Genomic DNA, 16,737 nt, shown 5'->3' with positions numbered 1-16,737 from the left:
CCCCCTCCCCGTGTCCGGGCTGGCTGTGCGGGCCTGCGTCAGTCGCGGGCCGCGGTCAGGTGCTCCGCGTGCTCCTGGAGGGAGCGGACGCCCACGTCGCCGCGGTTGAGCGCGTCGATGCCCTGGACGGCGGCGGCGAGCGCCTGGACCGTGGTCAGGCAGGGGACGCTGCGGGCCACGGCGGCCGTGCGGATCTCGTAGCCGTCGAGACGGCCGCCGGTGCCGTACGGGGTGTTGACGATCAGGTCCACCTGGCCGTCGTGGATCAGCTGGACGATGGTCTTCTCGCCGTTCGGGCCCTCGCCCTCGCTGAGCTTGCGCACCACGGTGGCGTTGATGCCGTTGCGGCGCAGCACCTCGGCGGTGCCGGAGGTCGCCATCAGCTCGAAACCGTGGGCGACGAGCTCGCGCGCCGGGAAGATCATCGAGCGCTTGTCGCGGTTGGCGACGGAGATGAACGCGCGGCCCTTGGTGGGCAGCGGGCCGTAGGCGCCGGCCTGCGACTTGGCGTAGGCGGTGCCGAAGACGGCGTCGATGCCCATGACCTCGCCGGTGGAGCGCATCTCCGGGCCGAGGACGGTGTCCACGCCGCGGCCGTGGATGTCGCGGAAGCGCGACCACGGCATGACGGCCTCCTTGACGGAGATCGGCGCGTCGATCGGCAGGGTGCCGCCGTCGCCGGTCTTCGGCAGCAGGCCCTCGGCGCGCAGCTCGGCGATGGTGGTGCCGAGCGAGATGCGGGCGGCGGCCTTCGCGAGCGGGACGGCGGTGGCCTTCGAGGTGAAGGGGACGGTCCGGGAGGCGCGCGGGTTGGCCTCCAGGACGTAGAGGATGTCCCCGGCCATCGCGAACTGGATGTTGATCAGGCCGCGGACGCCGACGCCCTTGGCGATGGCCTCGGTGGAGGCGCGCAGGCGCTTGATGTCGTAGCCGCCGAGGGTGATCGGGGGCAGCGCGCAGGCCGAGTCGCCGGAGTGGATGCCGGCTTCCTCGATGTGCTCCATGACGCCGCCGAGGTAGAGCTCGTGGCCGTCGTAGAGGGCGTCGACGTCGATCTCGATCGCGTCGTCGAGGAAGCGGTCGACCAGCACGGGGCGGGTCGGGGAGATCTCGGTGGACTCGGCGATGTACGACTCCAGGCGGGCCTCGTCGTAGACGATCTCCATGCCGCGGCCGCCGAGCACGTAGGACGGGCGCACGAGGACCGGGTAGCCGATCTCGTCGGCGATCGCCTTGGCACCCGCGAAGGTGGTGGCGGTGCCGTGCTTCGGGGCGGGCAGGCCGGCGTCGGCGAGGACCTGGCCGAAGGCGCCGCGGTCCTCGGCGGCGTGGATGGCCTCCGGGGAGGTGCCGACGACGGGGACGCCGTTGTCCTTGAGGGCCTGGGCGAGACCGAGGGGGGTCTGGCCGCCGAGCTGGACGACGACACCGGCGATGGGGCCGGCCAGCGACTCCGCGTGGACGATCTCCAGCACGTCCTCAAGCGTCAGCGGCTCGAAGTACAGGCGGTCGGAGGTGTCGTAGTCGGTGGAGACGGTTTCTGGGTTGCAGTTGACCATCACGGTCTCGTAGCCGGCGTCGCTGAGGGCGAAGGAGGCGTGGACGCAGGAGTAGTCGAACTCGATGCCCTGGCCGATGCGGTTCGGGCCGGAGCCCAGGATGATCACCGCGGGCTTGGTGCGGGGCGCGACCTCGGACTCCTCGTCGTACGAGGAGTAGAAGTAGGGGGTCTTCGCGGCGAACTCGGCGGCGCAGGTGTCGACCGTCTTGTAGACCGGGCGGACCCCGAGCGCGTGCCGGACCTCGCGGACGACGTCCTCGCGCAGGCCGCGGATCTCGGCGATCTGGGCGTCGGAGAAGCCGTGGCGCTTGGCCTCGGCGAGCAGCTCGGGCTGGAGCTTCTCGGCGGCGGCGAGGTCGTCCGCGATCTCCTTGATGAGGAAGAGCTGGTCGACGAACCAGGGGTCGATCTTCGTGAACTCGAAGACTTCTTCCTGGGTGGCGCCTGCGCGGATGGCCTGCATGACGGTGTTGATGCGGCCGTCGGTGGGGCGGACTGCGGTGGCGAGGAGCTCGTCCTTGTCGCCGGTGGGGCCGACGAAGGTGAACTGCGAGCCCTTCTTCTCCAGGGAGCGCAGGGCCTTCTGGAGGGCCTCGGTGAAGTTGCGGCCGATGGCCATGGCCTCGCCGACCGACTTCATGGTGGTGGTGAGGGTGGCGTCGGCCAGCGGGAACTTCTCGAAGGCGAAGCGCGGGGCCTTGACGACGACGTAGTCGAGGGACGGCTCGAAGGAGGCCGGGGTCTTCTCGGTGATGTCGTTGGGGACCTCGTCGAGCGTGTAGCCGATGGCCAGCTTGGCGGCGATCTTGGCGATCGGGAAGCCGGTGGCCTTCGACGCGAGCGCCGAGGAGCGCGAGACGCGCGGGTTCATCTCGATGACGATGACGCGGCCGTCGGTCGGGTCGATGGCGAACTGGATGTTGCAGCCGCCGGTGTCGACGCCGACCTCGCGGATGATCGCGATGCCGATGTCGCGCAGTCGCTGGTACTCGCGGTCGGTCAGGGTCATCGCCGGGGCGACGGTGATCGAGTCACCGGTGTGGACGCCCATCGGGTCGAAGTTCTCGATGGAGCAGACGACGACCACGTTGTCCTTGGTGTCGCGCATCAGCTCCAGCTCGTACTCCTTCCAGCCGAGGATGGACTCCTCCAGGAGCACCTCGGTGGTCGGGGAGAGCGTGAGGCCCTGGCCGGCGATGCGGCGCAGCTCGTCCTCGTCGTGGGCGAAGCCGGAGCCGGCGCCGCCCATGGTGAAGGAGGGGCGGACGACGACGGGGTAGCCGCCGAGGGTGTCGACGCCCTTGATGACGTCGTCCATCGAGTGGCAGATGACCGAGCGGGCGGACTCGCCGTATCCGATCTTGGCCTTGACGGCCTCGACGACGCCCTTGAAGAGGTCGCGGTCCTCGCCCTTGTTGATGGCCTCGACGTTGGCGCCGATGAGCTCGACGCCGTACTTCTCCAGCACACCCTGCTCGTGCATGGAGATCGCGGTGTTGAGCGCGGTCTGGCCGCCGAGGGTGGGCAGGAGCGCGTCGGGGCGCTCCTTGGCGATGATCTTCTCGACGAACTCGGGGGTGATCGGCTCGACGTACGTGGCGTCGGCGATCTCCGGGTCGGTCATGATCGTCGCGGGGTTGGAGTTGACCAGGATGACCCGCAGGCCCTCGGCCTTGAGGATGCGGCAGGCCTGGGTGCCGGAGTAGTCGAACTCGGCGGCCTGTCCGATGACGATCGGGCCGGAGCCGATGACCAGGACGGACTGGATATCGGTGCGCTTAGGCACGCTCGGCCTCCATCAGGGTTACGAAGCGGTCGAAGAGGTACGCGGCGTCGTGCGGGCCGGCGGCCGCCTCGGGGTGGTACTGGACGCTGAAGGCAGGCTGGTCGAGCAGCTGGAGGCCTTCGACGACGTTGTCGTTCAGGCAGACGTGGGAGACCTCGGCGCGGCCGTAGGCGGTCTCGGAGACCTTGTCGAGGGGCGCGTCGACGGCGAAGCCATGGTTGTGCGCGGTGACCTCGACCTTGCCGGTGGTGCGGTCCTGGACCGGCTGGTTGATGCCGCGGTGGCCGTACTTCAGCTTGTAGGTGCCGAAGCCGAGGGCGCGGCCGAGGATCTGGTTGCCGAAGCAGATGCCGAAGAGCGGGGTCTTGCGCTCCAGCACGCCCTGCATGACGGCGACGGGGCCGTCGGCGGTGGCCGGGTCGCCCGGGCCGTTGGAGAAGAACACGCCGTCGGGGTTCACCGCGTAGACGTCCTCGACGGTGGCGGTGGCGGGCAGCACGTGGACCTCGATGCCGCGCTCGGCCATCCGGTGCGGGGTCATGCCCTTGATGCCGAGGTCGACGGCGGCCACGGTGAACTTCTTCTCACCGATGGCGGGGACGACGTACGCCTCCTTGGTGGCGACCTCGGCGGAGAGGTTCGCGCCCTTCATCTGCGGCTGCGAGGTGACCTTGGCCAGCAGGGCCTCGTCGCGGACGCCGACCCAGGCCTCGCCCGAGAAGATGCCGACGCGCATGGCGCCGCGTTCGCGCAGGTGGCGGGTGAGGGCGCGGGTGTCGATGCCGCAGATCCCGACGACGCCCTGCTTGACGAGCTCCTCGTCCAGCGAGCGCTGCGAGCGCCAGTTCGAGGGGACGCGGGCGGGGTCGCGTACGACGTAGCCGGCGACCCAGATGCGGGAGGACTCGGGGTCCTCGTCGTTGACGCCGGTGTTGCCCACGTGCGGGGCGGTCATCACGACGACCTGTCGGTGGTACGACGGGTCGGTGAGGGTCTCCTGGTAGCCGGTCATTCCGGTGGAGAACACGGCCTCGCCGAAGGTCTCCCCCACAGCGCCGTAGGCGCGGCCGCGGAAGATCCGACCGTCCTCCAGGACGAGTACGGCGGGAGCTTTGGCTGCTCCCCTGGTGGAGGTCGTCATCGTTCGGCGCCTTCCGTCGTGATGGATGAGTTCATGAGATTGATGGCTTCGACCCAGGCGGCGTGTTCGGCCGCGCGGTCGGAGCGGAATCCGGAGTCGATCAGCTTGTCGCCGTGCGCCCAGGTGACGACGAGCAGACCGCCCTCGGTGAGTACCTTGCCCGCGATTCCCTTGTCGAGGCGGGCGCCGCGCAGCTGCGCGGCCGGTACGAAGAAGTCGTTCGCCCCCGGTCGGACCACGTCGAGGCCCGCGTCGGTGAGCGTGAGCTCGACCCGGCTGCGCAGGCCCAGACCGTGGGCGACGATCCGGTCGAGCCACTGTCCGGCGGTGGTGGACCCGTGGTACCGGCCGGTCAGGGCCAGCCGGTGCTCGGGAAGCCCGTCGGGTGCGGCGGGCAGCTCCGGCAGATCGTTCTGCAGAGCGCCGCGCCATTTCCAGCCCTGCCGCATCAGCCAGTAGACGAACGCGACGAAGACGGCCAGGCCGATCACCCACGCCATGCGGGCACCGAAGCTGGTCACCTCCGCCGACTGTCGTTCGGCGGCCTCGGCGGCCAGTTGGATTACTGCAGGTGTCACGCCAGTTTCCCGTCCACGACCGTTGCCCGGCCCCGCAGGAAGGTATGAGTGACGCGCCCCGGCAGCTCACGGCCCTCGTAAGGCGTGTTGCGGCTGCGGGAGGCGAAGTGTGCGGGGTCCACGACACCACGGTACGAGGTCTCGACCAAGGTCAGGTTCGCGGGTTCACCTGCCGAGACGGGACGGCCGTGGTTCTCCAGGCCGCCGATGCGTGCCGGAGCGAAGGACATCCGCTCGGCGACGCCCGCCCAGTCGAGCAGTCCGGTCTCGACCATCGTCTGCTGGACGACGGAGAGAGCGGTCTCCAGGCCGACCATGCCCATGGCGGCGGCGGCCCACTCGCAGTCCTTGTCCTCGTGCGGGTGCGGGGCGTGGTCGGTGGCGACGATGTCGATCGTGCCGTCGGCGAGCGCCTCGCGCAGGGCCAGTACGTCGCGCTCGGTGCGCAGCGGCGGGTTGACCTTGTAGACCGCGTTGTACGAGCGCACGAGCTCCTCGGTGAGGAGGAGGTGGTGCGGGGTGACCTCGGCGGTGACGTCGATGCCGCGGGACTTGGCCCAGCGGACGATCTCGACGGAGCCGGCGGTGGAGAGGTGGCAGATGTGGACGCGGGAGCCGACGTGCTCGGCGAGCAGGACGTCGCGGGCGATGATCGACTCCTCGGCGACGGCCGGCCAGCCGCCGAGACCCAGTTCCGCGGAGACGATGCCCTCGTTCATCTGGGCGCCCTCGGTGAGGCGGGGCTCCTGGGCGTGCTGGGCGACGACGCCGCCGAAGGCCTTCACGTACTCCAGGGCGCGGCGCATGATCACGGCGTCGTCCACGCACTTGCCGTCGTCGGAGAAGACGGTGACGCGGGCGGCGGACTCGTGCATGGCGCCCAGCTCGGAGAGCTGCTTGCCCTCCAGGCCGACGGTGACCGCGCCGATGGGCTGCACGTCGCAGTAGCCGGACTCCTTGCCCAGGCGCCAGACCTGCTCGACGACGCCGGCGGTGTCGGCGACCGGGAAGGTGTTCGCCATGGCGAACACGGCGGTGTAGCCGCCGGAGGCGGCGGCGCGGGTGCCGGTGAGGACGGTCTCGGAGTCCTCGCGGCCGGGCTCGCGCAGGTGGGTGTGCAGGTCGACGAGGCCGGGGAGGAGGACCTGGCCCGCGGCCTCGATGACGGTCGCGCCCTCGACGGAGAGGTTCTGGCCGACCTCCGCGATGGTCTCGCCGTCGATCAGGACGTCCTGCGCCTCGCCACCGAGTACCTTCGCGCCACGGATAAGGATCTTGCTCATGGTTACTTGCTCTCCTCGGTACGGGCGGGGGCGGCGGGGGTGGTGGTGACGGCGGGCTCGGAGCCTCCGAGCAGCAGGTAGAGGACGGCCATCCGGGTGGAGACGCCGTTGGCGACCTGCTCGACGGCCGTGCAGCGGTCGGAGTCGGCGACCTGGGCGGTGATCTCCATGCCGCGGTTCATCGGGCCGGGGTGCATCACGATGGCGTGCTCGGGCATCTTCGCCATGCGGTCGCCGTCGAGCCCGTACCGGCGGGAGTACTCGCGCTCGGTCGGGAAGAAGGCGGCGTTCATGCGTTCGCGCTGCACACGCAGCATCATCACCGCATCGGACTTCGGCAGCACGTCGTCGAGGCTGTACGAGACCTCGCAGGGCCAGGTCTCCACGCCGATCGGGACGAGGGTGGGCGGGGCCACCAGGGTGACCTCGGCGCCGAGGGTGTGCAGCAGGTGGACGTTGGAGCGGGCCACGCGGCTGTGCAGGACGTCGCCGACGATGGTGATCCGGCGGCCGCCGAGGTCCTTGCCGAGGCCCGCGTCACGACCGACCAGGCGGCGGCGCATGGTGAAGGCGTCCAGCAGGGCCTGGGTGGGGTGCTCGTGGGTGCCGTCGCCGGCGTTGACGACGGCGGAGTCGATCCAGCCGGAGGTCGCGAGCCGGTAGGGGGCGCCGGAGGCGTGGTGGCGGATGACGACCGCGTCGGCGCCCATGGCCTCCAGGGTCAGCGCGGTGTCCTTCAGGGATTCGCCCTTGGAAACGGACGAACCCTTCGCGGAGAAGTTGATGACGTCGGCCGAGAGCCGCTTGGCGGCCGCCTCGAAGGAGATCCGGGTGCGGGTCGAGTCCTCGAAGAAGAGGTTGACGACGGTGAGGCCGCGCAGGGTGGGCAGCTTCTTGATCGGCCGGTCCGCGACACGGGCCATCTCCTCGGCGGTGTCGAGGATCAGGACGGCGTCGTCGCGCGTGAGGTCGGCGGCCGAGATGAGGTGACGCTTCATCTGGATGGCTCCGTAGGTCGGGAGGGCGGGCGGACTGACGGGCAGGGGTGCGAGCGGGCAGGGCAGGGCTCGGCGCGGGCCCGGTCGGGGCCCGTCACTCGAACGGTCTACTGGCCTGCTGCCTGGGGGGTCCGCTGGCCGAGCAGCACGGCGTCACGGCCGTCCTCCTCCTGGAGCTGGACCTTGACGGTCTCCCGCAGCGACGTGGGGAGGTTCTTGCCGACGTAGTCGGCGCGGATCGGCAGTTCGCGGTGGCCTCTGTCGACGAGGACCGCGAGCTGCACGGCGCGGGGGCGGCCGAGGTCGCCGAGGGCGTCGAGGGCGGCGCGGATGGTGCGGCCGGAGAAGAGCACGTCGTCGACGAGGACGACCAGGCGGCCGTCGAGGTCGTCGCCGGGGATCTCGGTGCGACCGATGGCGCGGGCGGGCTTCATCCGCAGGTCGTCGCGGTACATGGTGATGTCGAGGGAGCCGACCGGGATCTTCGTACCGGTGATCTCTTCGAGCTTGGCGGCCAGCCGGCGGGCGAGGTGGACACCGCGGGTGGGAATGCCGAGGAGCACCACGTCGTCGGCGCCCTTGGCGCGTTCGACGATCTCGTGGGCGATGCGGGTCAGGACCCGCGCGATGTCCTGCGCTTCGAGAACGGGGCGCATGGAATCGGTGTTCTGCTGGGTGTCCATGAAAAGGACCTCCTTCTCCGCCTCACGGGACGGACCTTAAAGGACGTCTGATGTACGCCTCACACGGTACCAGGGAGCGGCCGGTGACTCGGACCGGGCCGGTACGGAAGGGCTCTCAGAGGGCTCCTGGGACGAGCCCCCAGGGGGGCGACGAAGACCATTCGGCTTGACGCATCCAAGTAACGCTGCGTAACCTCACAGTGAGTTACCAGCCGCGCGGCTGAGCCGCACGGAGGTCCGTAGTCACGTAGTCGCAGTGTCCACCAGTCACAGCGTCACAGCGTCCGGGAGCGTTATGTCCAGCGAATACGCCAAACAGCTCGGGGCCAAGCTCCGCGCCATCCGCACCCAGCAGGGCCTTTCCCTCCACGGTGTCGAGGAGAAGTCCCAGGGTCGGTGGAAGGCCGTGGTGGTCGGTTCCTACGAGCGCGGGGACCGCGCCGTGACCGTCCAGCGTCTTGCCGAGCTGGCGGACTTCTACGGGGTTCCGGTGCAGGAGCTGCTGCCGGGTACGACTCCCGGCGGGGCTGCCGAGCCGCCGCCGAAGCTGCGTCTCGACCTGGAGCGCCTGGCGGGCGTCCCGGCCGAGAAGGCGGGCCCGCTGCAGCGTTACGCGGCGACGATCCAGAGCCAGCGTGGCGACTACAACGGCAAGGTGCTGTCGATCCGCCAGGACGACCTGCGCACCCTGGCCGTCATCTACGACCAGTCGCCCTCGGTCCTGACCGAGCAGCTGATCAGCTGGGGCGTGCTGGACGCGGACGCGCGGCGCGCGGTGGCCCACGAGGAACTCTGAGTCCCGGGCTTCGGACCAGCAGAAACGTTTACCGGCGGGCGCCGGACCCTTGCGGGGGTCCGGCGCCCGCCGGTTTTTTCGTTCCCTGACCGCCGACCTCCGGCACCCGGGCCACCGCTCCCCCGCTTTCTCATACGGAAGGGCCCGCGACGCGGACGTCGCGGGCCCTTCCGTAGGGCGGTGCGGGCACTGGGCCGTGCGGTCAGCTCTCGCTGCGCCGCAGGCTCGGCTTCAGGTCCTTGAAGCGGGCCAGCAGCCCGTTGACGAACGAGGGGGACTCGTCCGTCGAGAACTCCTTGGCCAGCTGGACGGCCTCGTCGATGGCCACGGCGTCCGGGGTGTCGTCCACCCAGATCAGCTCGTAGGCACCGAGCCGCAGGATGTTCCGGTCCGCGACCGGCATGCGGTCGAGGTCCCAGTCCACGGCGTAGGTGATGATCAGATCGTCGATGCGGTTCACCTTGTCGGCGTAACCCTCGACGAGATCCATCGTGAAGGCGCTGACCGGCGGCTGCCGGTCGTCCGACCGCGCGTGGCGGATCCAGTCCGCGAGGACCTCGCGCACGGGCACGCCACGCTGGTCCGCCTCGAAGAGGATCTGGAAGGCGCGCTTGCGCGCATTGCTCCGAGCAGCCACGGGTTAGTTGCTCTTCCGGCCGAGGTAGTCGCTGGTGCGGGTGTCGACCTTGACCGTCTCGCCGGTGGTGATGAAGAGCGGGACCTGGATCTCGTAGCCGGTCTCCAGGGTGGCGGGCTTGGTGCCACCGGTGGAGCGGTCGCCCTGGACGCCCGGGTCGGTGTGCTGGATCTTGAGCTCGACCGCGGCCGGGAGCTCGACGTAGAGCACCTCGCCCTCGTGCTGGGCGACGGAGGCGGTGAAGCCCTCGATCAGGAAGTTGGCGGCGTCGCCGACGGCCTTGCGGTCGACCATCAGCTGGTCGTAGGTGTCCATGTCCATGAAGACGAAGTAGTCGCCGTCCATGTACGAGAACTGCATGTCGCGGCGGTCGATGGTGGCCGTGTCGACCTTGACGCCGGCGTTGAAGGTCTTGTCGACGACCTTGCCCGACAGCACGTTCTTGAGCTTGGTGCGCACGAAGGCCGGGCCCTTGCCGGGCTTGACGTGCTGGAACTCGACGACGGACCAGAGCTGGCCCCCGTCGAGCTTCAGCACCATGCCGTTCTTGAGGTCGTTCGTGGAAGCCACGGTTGCGGAATCTCCTGCACTGGAAGACCACGGGTGCGCGCACAGGCCCGGCAGAGCCGGCTAGAGCGCGAGCAGCTCCTTGGTCGTAATGGTGAGTAGCTCGGGACCGCCGTCCGCCTCGGGGCGCACGACGAGCGTGTCATCGATCCGGACACCTCCCCGGCCCGGGAGGTGAACCCCCGGTTCGACGGTGACCGGCACGCAAGCGTCCAGTTTACCCATTGCCGTAGGTGCAAGCTGCGGGTCCTCGTCGATTTCGAGGCCCACGCCGTGTCCGGTCCACGGAGCGAGGGCTTCCGAGTGGCCCGCGGAGTCCAGGACGGAACGTGCGGCGTGGTCCACGTCCCGGTACGCGGCTCCGGGCAGCAGGGCCTCGCGTCCGGCCCGCTGGGCGGTGAAGACGAGGTCGTACAGCTCGATCTGCCAGTCGGCCGGGCTGGTGCCGATCACGAAGGTCCGGCCGATCTCGCACCGGTAGCCACGGTAGTTGGCGCCCAGGCAGACCGTGAGGAAGTCGCCCTCCTCCACCCTGCGGTCGGAGGGCCGGTGCCGGGAGCGGCCGGAGTGCGGGCCGGTGCCGACGGAGGTCGGGAAGGCCGGGCCGTCCGCCCCGTGGTCGACGAGTCGGCGCTCCAGCTCCAGGGCCAGGTGCCGCTCGGTGCGCCCCACGAGGATGGACTCCAGCAGCTCCCCGAGGGCCTGGTCGGCGATCTCCGCAGCGATCCGGAGGTAGGCGATCTCCTCCTCGTCCTTGACGAGGCGCTGCTGCTCGACGGCGGTGCCGAGGTCGGCGAGGCGCAGTGTGGGCGCGACGGAGCGCAGGGCCCGGTGGCGGCCGACGGTGAGGTGGTGCTCCTCCACGGCGAGCGAGTCGGCCCGGAGCGCGGCGGCCAGATCGGCGGCCGCGACGGCCGGGTCCCCGCCGGGGCTGCCCAGGACGGAGGCGTTCAGGTGCTCGTCGAGGCGGCCCTCGTCGGCCTCGCCGGTGGGCGCTCCGGCGCAGAAGAGCATGTCCTCGGTGGGGCCGACGAGCAGCACCGCGCCGAGCGGGGACGCCCCGGAGAGGTAGCGGACGTTCGCCGGACGCGTGATCAGTGCGGCGGCGTTCCCCGCGGCGGCGCATCGGTCGCGAAGCAGGTCCCGGCGGGCGGCGTACACGTCTGACATGTCTTCGAGCGTACGAGCGCCCCGCCGATCCGGCCCGGCGAGCGCGTCCGGACGGGCTCCGGGAGGGGTCAGGTCGTCTCTTTCGGATCTTGCCGGGCCCGGCCCGCCCGGCACGGCACCTCGCCGCGTTGTCGGGGCACACGAGTACGTCCGGTACACGAGCGCCCCTCCGCCTTGCGAGGCACCGCACCGGACGACCCGGGCTCGACCGACAAGATCCGAAAGAGACGACCTAGGGGCCGGGTCGGCCGCCGGGGGCGGACAGGGCGCGGGCCAGGGCCTCGTCGAGGGCGCGGGCGGTGCCCTCGACGTCGAGGTGGGAGTTGTCGATGATCGGCAGTCCGGAGCCGTACCAGCCGGCCATCCGGCCGTGGATCCGCGCGACTTCCTCGTCGGAGAGCCGACGGTTGCCGGAGCGCTCGGCGTTGCGCTCCAGGACGATCTCCAGGCCGGGCAGGAGCACCACCGGCAGCAGGTTCGGCCCCACGTGTCGCTTCCAGCCGCCCAGCCCGACCACGGGCCGGTCGGGGAAGACGGCGTCGTCCAGGATGCAGGAGATGCCGTTCGCCAGGTAGTTGCGGGCGGCGAAGCCGCAGGTGCGGCGGGCGAGGCGGTACTGGGCCTCGGAGTGCTCGTTCCAACCCGCCTGGGGGTCCGCGAAGCCGGAGCAGACCCACTCGCGGACGTCGTCCAGGCTGACGTGGGCGGTCGGTACGGGCCGGCTGCCGGCCCAGTGCCGGGCGACGGTGGTCTTGCCGGCACCGGCCGGGCCGATCAGCAGGACGGCGAGGACGGCTCCGCCGGTGCCCGGCACGGCGGGAGGCAGCGGGATGTGCCCGGTGGCCTCCGGCACGGCGGGCACCGGCTGCGAGGGATACGACGGCTGCTGATGGGGCTGGTGGTGCGGCTGAGGCGGAGACTGCGGCGGGGGTGAACCCGGCCAGCCGTGCGCCGGGGGTATCGGCGGCTGCGGGGGCGCCGACGGGCGCGGTCCCGGCTGCCACGGGCCCGCGCCCCCATTCCCCACTCCGTGCTGCATCCGCTGCCACTCCGTCTCGTTCAAGCGACTGATGCGAGAACGTTATATGACTGCCGGGGTCCGGCCGTCCATCAGCGCCGTCAGGCAGAGTGTCAGGCGGAGATCTCGTCCGCCAGTGCGCGCAGCGCCAGCCGGTACGAACCGATGCCGAAGCCCGCCACCGTGCCGGTCGCCACCGCGGCGATGACCGAGGTGTGACGGAACTCCTCCCGGGCGTACGGGTTCGAGATGTGCACCTCGATCAGCGGCGCCGTGCGCTGCGCGGCCGCGTCCCGCATGCCGTACGAGTAGTGGGTGAAGGCCCCCGGGTTGATGACCACGGGGATCCTCCCGTCCGCCGCCTCGTGCAGCCAGCGGATCAGCTCGCCCTCGTCGTTGGTCTCGCGGACCTCGACGTCGAAGCCGAGCTCCTCGCCCAGCGCGTGGCAGCTCTCCACCAGACCCGCGTACGAGGTGGCCCCGTACACATCGGGCTCGCGCGAGCCGAGCCGGCCCAGGTTCGGGCCGTTCAGCACCAGGACGGGCCGGCTCACGCCGACACCTCACCGTAGGCGGCGACGAGGTGCGCCGGGTCGGGACCTTCCAGGACGGTCGGCTTGGCCAGCCCGTCGAGGACGATGAAGCGCAGCAGGTTGCCGCGGGACTTCTTGTCGACCTGCATGGTCTGGAGCAGCTTGGACCACTGGTCGCCGCGGTAGGTCAGGGGCAGCCCGACCGAGGCGAGGACCGCCTTGTGCCGGTCGGCCGTCGCGTCGTCGAGCCGGCCCGCGAGCCGGCCGAGTTCGGCGGCGAAGACCATGCCGACGGACACGGCCGCGCCGTGCCGCCACTTGTAGCGCTCGTTCTTCTCGATGGCGTGCGCGAGGGTGTGGCCGTAGTTGAGGATCTCGCGGAGTCCCGACTCCTTGAGGTCGCTGGAGACCACGTCGGCCTTGACCTGGATCGAGCGCACGATGAGCTCGGCGGTGTGCGGGCCCTCGGGCGTACGGGCCGCCGCCGGGTCCTCCTCGATCAGGTCGAGGATCACCGGGTCGGAGATGAACCCGGCCTTGATGATCTCGGCGAGCCCGCTGACGTAGTCGTTGACGGGCAGCGAGTCCAGCGCCGCGAGGTCGCAGAGGACGCCGGCCGGCGGGTGGAAGGCGCCCACCAGGTTCTTGCCCTCGGCGGTGTTGATGCCGGTCTTGCCGCCGACCGCCGCGTCCACCATCGCGAGGACGGTGGTCGGTACGGCGACCCAGCGCACTCCGCGCAGCCAGCTGGCCGCGACGAAGCCCGCGAGGTCGGTGGTGGCTCCCCCGCCGACGCCGACGATCACATCGGTGCGGGTGAAGCCGGACTGGCCGAGCGCCTTCCAGCAGTAGGCCGCGACCTCGACCGTCTTGGCCTCCTCGGCGTTCGGCACCTGGATGGCGACCGCCTCGTAGCCCTGCTCGGCCAGGTCGTCGCGCAGCGCCTCACCGGTCGAGGCCAGCGCCTCGGGGTGGATCACGGCGACCCGCTGGGCCTTCGTACCGATCAGGGAGCCGAGCTCGCCGAGCAGCTGCCGTCCGACCAGCACGTCGTACGCGTCGTGTCCGGCGCTCTCGCCGACGTGGATCCGCGTCACCTGGTCTGTCATACGTCCTTCAACTCCAGAGCGTCGAGGACCGCCTGGGCGACCTCTTCGGGGGTGCGGTCGTCGGTGGCCACGACGACGCGCGCGACTTCGGTGTACAGGGGGCGCCGGGCGTCCATCAGCTCGCGCCACTGGCGGCGCGGGTTGACGGCGAGCAGCGGGCGCGCGGCGCCGAGGCCGACGCGCCGTACGGCTTCTTCCACGTCCATCGACAGGTAGGCGACGGGCAGCCCGGCCAGCAGGGCACGGGTGCCCTCGTCGAGGACGGCGCCGCCGCCGAGGGCGAGGACTCCGGTGTGCCCGGCGACGGCGGCGGCGACCGCCTGCCGCTCCAGGTCACGGAAGTACGGCTCGCCCTCGTCGACGAAGATGTCGGAGATCTCCCGGCCTTGGGCCACGACGATGTCGGCGTCGGTGTCCCGGTAGGGGACGCCGAGTCGCTCGGCGAGGAGTGCCCCCACCGTGGACTTGCCGGATCCCATGGGTCCGACGAGGACGACCAGTGGTCCGGCGGTCACCGGATCTGCAGGTGGTCGAGGTACGAGCGGACGTTGCGACGGGTCTCCGGGACGGAGTCACCGCCGAACTTCTCCACGACCGCGTCGGCGAGCACGAGGGCGACCATGGCCTCGGCGACGATGCCGGCGGCCGGCACCGCGCACACGTCGGAGCGCTGGTGGTGCGCCACCGCCGCCTCACCCGTGGCCACGTCCACCGTCGCGAGGGCCTTCGGGACGGTCGCGATGGGCTTCATCGCGGCACGGACCCGCAGCAGCTCGCCGGTGGTCAGACCGCCCTCGGTCCCGCCGGAACGGCCGGAGGTCCGCCTGATGCCCTCGGGGGTGGAGACGATCTCGTCGTGCGCCTTCGAGCCGGGCACCCGGGCGAGGTCGAAACCGTCTCCGACCTCGACGCCCTTGATGGCCTGGATGCCCATGAGGGCGGCGGCGAGGCGGGCGTCGAGGCGGCGGTCCCAGTGGACGTGGGAGCCGAGGCCGACGGGGACGCCGTAGGCCAGCACCTCGACGACGCCGCCGAGGGTGTCGCCGTCCTTGTGGGCCTGGTCGATCTCGGCCACCATCGCCTTCGACGCGTCGGCGTCGAGGCAGCGCACCGGGTCGGCGTCGAGCTTCTCGACGTCGGCGGGGGTCGGGTAGACGCCGTAGGGGGCCTTGGCGGAGGCCAGTTCCACCACGTGCGAGACGATCTCGATGCCCGCGACCTCCTTGACGAAGGACCGGGCGACGGCGCCGAGCGCGACACGGGCGGCGGTCTCACGGGCGCTGGCGCGCTCCAGGATCGGCCGGGCCTCGGAGAAGCCGTACTTCTGCATGCCCGCCAGGTCCGCGTGACCGGGCCGCGGACGCGTCAGCGCCGCGTTACGACCGGTCTCCTTCAACAGCGACGGGTCGACCGGGTCGGCCGACATCACCGTCTCCCACTTCGGCCACTCCGTGTTGCCGATCATGACCGCGACCGGTCCGCCCTGGGACAGGCCGTGACGGACGCCACCGAGGAAGGTGATCTCGTCCTGCTCGAACTTCATGCGGGCACCGCGGCCATAGCCGAGTCGGCGCCGGGCCAGGTGATCGGCCACCAGCTCGGTGGTGACCGGGACGCCGGCGGGAAGACCCTCCAGCGTCGCGACCAGTGCCGGTCCGTGCGACTCTCCTGCGGTCAGCCAACGCAACCTGCTCAACGATGCTCCTCATGCTCGCGCCTGGTACAGCGACGGCGCGATCGGGTGCGCGGCCCGGACCCGCCTCACCCGATCCTCCCATGTCCGGAGGGGTTTATCGGGCCCCGGTCCAGCTGTCGGACGCCTGAGGCGTCAACGGGACCGCCGGCCGCGCTCGCGCTGCCAGGTGATCCCGTACCACAGGACGACGGAAGCGAAGAGTCCGATGATGAGCGCTTTGGCCCACAGGGGCAGACCACCGAAGGCCACTCTGGCCATGGTGAAGACGACGAAGGGGAGATCCCACTTCGACGCGAGTACCTGGCCCGTGCTGTCGCCGTCCATGCCGCCCCCTGTGAATACGCAGGTGGGAAGCTTAACGGGCGCCGAGCGCGCGCTCTCCGGCGGCCCTCATGGCGGCGAGCGGGCCCGGGGTCCGGCCGGTCATGCGTTCCACCTGGAGCACGGCCTGGTGGACGAGGAGGTCGAGCCCACCGACGACCTGGCCGCCCTGCTTCGACCAGGCGGCCGCCAGCGCGGTCGGCCAGGGGTCGTAGAGGACGTCGAAGAGGGTGCCCGCCCCCGCGGGTACGGACGCCGCCAGGGCATCGGTCGTACCGGCCGGGGTGGTGGCGATCACCAGCGGCGCGGACAGGGCCGCGGCCGCTTCGGACCAGTCGGCCGTACGGACGGGCACCCCGAGCCGCTCGCCCCACTGCCGCATCTCGTCGGCGCGGGCCGCCGAGCGGACGTACGCCGTGACCTCTCCGGAGCAGATCCGCGCGAGCGCGGCGAGCGCCGAGGAGGCGGTGGCCCCGGCGCCGAGGATGGCGGCGGAGGACACCTTCTCGACGCCGCGCTCGTGGAGCGCGGCGACGATGCCGGGGATGTCGGTGTTGTCTCCGAGGCGCTGTCCGTCCTCGGTGAACACGACCGTGTTGACCGTCTCGACGGAGGCGGCCGTGTCACTGATGCCGTCGAGCAGCGGGATGATCGCCCGCTTGAGCGGCATGGTCAGGGACAACCCGGCCCACTCGGGGCCGAGTCCTGTCACGAACTCCGGGAGCGCGGCCTCGTCGATCTCGAAGCGGTCGTACGACCAGTCGTCGAGGCCGAGCTCCTGATAAGCGGCGCGGTGCAGCACCGGTGAGAGCGAGTGCTCGATGGGCGAACCCAACACCGCGGCCCTTATGCGTGACATG

General features: G+C 70.9%; 17 protein-coding genes. 1 reads left to right on the top strand and 16 read right to left on the bottom strand.

Annotated elements, in window-relative coordinates:
• Positions 1–38 precede the first annotated feature (38 nt).
• The 6 genes from carB to pyrR form a co-directional block, all read right to left on the bottom strand.
• Positions 39–3,347: a carbamoyl-phosphate synthase large subunit gene (gene carB / locus ACWG52_RS30325; RefSeq protein ID WP_390141260.1), complete on the bottom strand. Its 3,309-nt coding sequence runs from the start codon at positions 3,345–3,347 to the stop codon at positions 39–41.
• Positions 3,340–4,488, bottom strand: coding sequence for a glutamine-hydrolyzing carbamoyl-phosphate synthase small subunit (gene carA, locus ACWG52_RS30320; RefSeq protein ID WP_389815103.1), 1,149 nt, complete (start codon positions 4,486–4,488; stop codon positions 3,340–3,342). The genes carB and carA overlap by 8 nt, the downstream gene beginning before the upstream one ends.
• Entirely contained in the window at positions 4,485–5,066 is a 582-nt protein-coding gene (locus tag ACWG52_RS30315) for a PH-like domain-containing protein (protein WP_030008751.1), read from the bottom strand. Before ACWG52_RS30315 ends, carA begins: the two co-directional genes overlap by 4 nt.
• Entirely contained in the window at positions 5,063–6,349 is a 1,287-nt protein-coding gene (locus ACWG52_RS30310; protein ID WP_390167891.1) for a dihydroorotase, read from the bottom strand. Before ACWG52_RS30310 ends, ACWG52_RS30315 begins: the two co-directional genes overlap by 4 nt.
• Before the next feature lie 2 nt (positions 6,350–6,351).
• Positions 6,352–7,347, bottom strand: a complete 996-nt coding sequence (locus ACWG52_RS30305) for an aspartate carbamoyltransferase catalytic subunit (RefSeq protein WP_031150184.1) — start codon at positions 7,345–7,347, stop codon at positions 6,352–6,354.
• A 107-nt stretch (positions 7,348–7,454) separates the two neighbouring features.
• Complete coding sequence (gene pyrR / locus ACWG52_RS30300) at positions 7,455–8,030, bottom strand: bifunctional pyr operon transcriptional regulator/uracil phosphoribosyltransferase PyrR (protein WP_389815097.1); 576 nt, start codon at positions 8,028–8,030, stop codon at positions 7,455–7,457.
• Between the two features lie 295 nt (positions 8,031–8,325).
• On the opposite strand from pyrR, the gene bldD reads away from it, so the two are divergent.
• Entirely contained in the window at positions 8,326–8,826 is a 501-nt protein-coding gene (bldD, locus tag ACWG52_RS30295; RefSeq protein ID WP_030008755.1) for a transcriptional regulator BldD, read from the top strand.
• A 202-nt stretch (positions 8,827–9,028) separates the two neighbouring features.
• On the opposite strand, the gene nusB is transcribed toward bldD, so the two are convergent.
• The 10 genes from nusB to ACWG52_RS30245 form a co-directional block, all read right to left on the bottom strand.
• The gene (gene nusB, locus ACWG52_RS30290) at positions 9,029–9,463 is read right to left on the bottom strand and encodes a transcription antitermination factor NusB (RefSeq protein ID WP_030008756.1); all 435 of its coding nucleotides are present in this window, start codon (positions 9,461–9,463) and stop codon (positions 9,029–9,031) included.
• A gap of 3 nt (positions 9,464–9,466) precedes the next feature.
• The gene (gene efp, locus ACWG52_RS30285; RefSeq protein WP_030706328.1) at positions 9,467–10,033 is read right to left on the bottom strand and encodes an elongation factor P; all 567 of its coding nucleotides are present in this window, start codon (positions 10,031–10,033) and stop codon (positions 9,467–9,469) included.
• A gap of 60 nt (positions 10,034–10,093) precedes the next feature.
• Positions 10,094–11,200, bottom strand: a complete 1,107-nt coding sequence (locus tag ACWG52_RS30280; protein WP_389815092.1) for an aminopeptidase P family protein — start codon at positions 11,198–11,200, stop codon at positions 10,094–10,096.
• Between the two features lie 232 nt (positions 11,201–11,432).
• Positions 11,433–12,239, bottom strand: coding sequence for an AAA family ATPase (locus ACWG52_RS30275; RefSeq protein ID WP_386027178.1), 807 nt, complete (start codon positions 12,237–12,239; stop codon positions 11,433–11,435).
• A 92-nt stretch (positions 12,240–12,331) separates the two neighbouring features.
• The gene (gene aroQ, locus ACWG52_RS30270) at positions 12,332–12,772 is read right to left on the bottom strand and encodes a type II 3-dehydroquinate dehydratase (protein ID WP_390167889.1); all 441 of its coding nucleotides are present in this window, start codon (positions 12,770–12,772) and stop codon (positions 12,332–12,334) included.
• Positions 12,769–13,860 carry a 3-dehydroquinate synthase gene (gene aroB / locus ACWG52_RS30265; protein ID WP_189740279.1) on the bottom strand — a complete coding sequence of 364 codons (1,092 nt, stop codon included), beginning with the start codon at positions 13,858–13,860 and terminating at the stop codon, positions 12,769–12,771. Before aroB ends, aroQ begins: the two co-directional genes overlap by 4 nt.
• On the bottom strand, positions 13,857–14,375 hold the full coding sequence (locus ACWG52_RS30260) for a shikimate kinase (protein WP_389815085.1): 519 nt from the start codon (positions 14,373–14,375) through the stop codon (positions 13,857–13,859). The genes aroB and ACWG52_RS30260 overlap by 4 nt, the downstream gene beginning before the upstream one ends.
• Positions 14,372–15,556, bottom strand: a complete 1,185-nt coding sequence (aroC, locus tag ACWG52_RS30255; RefSeq protein ID WP_453126471.1) for a chorismate synthase — start codon at positions 15,554–15,556, stop codon at positions 14,372–14,374. Before aroC ends, ACWG52_RS30260 begins: the two co-directional genes overlap by 4 nt.
• A 132-nt stretch (positions 15,557–15,688) precedes the next feature.
• Entirely contained in the window at positions 15,689–15,880 is a 192-nt protein-coding gene (locus ACWG52_RS30250) for a hypothetical protein (RefSeq protein ID WP_389815079.1), read from the bottom strand.
• Between the two features lie 31 nt (positions 15,881–15,911).
• A complete protein-coding gene (locus tag ACWG52_RS30245) occupies positions 15,912–16,736 on the bottom strand; it encodes a shikimate dehydrogenase (protein WP_389815076.1) in 825 nt (274 codons plus the stop codon).
• Position 16,737: the final 1 nt, after the last annotated feature.

Source organism: Streptomyces sp. CLCI03 (genome assembly GCF_053615355.1).
Note: the sequence above shows the minus strand (reverse complement) of the source record. Positions and strands in the feature narration are given on the sequence as shown.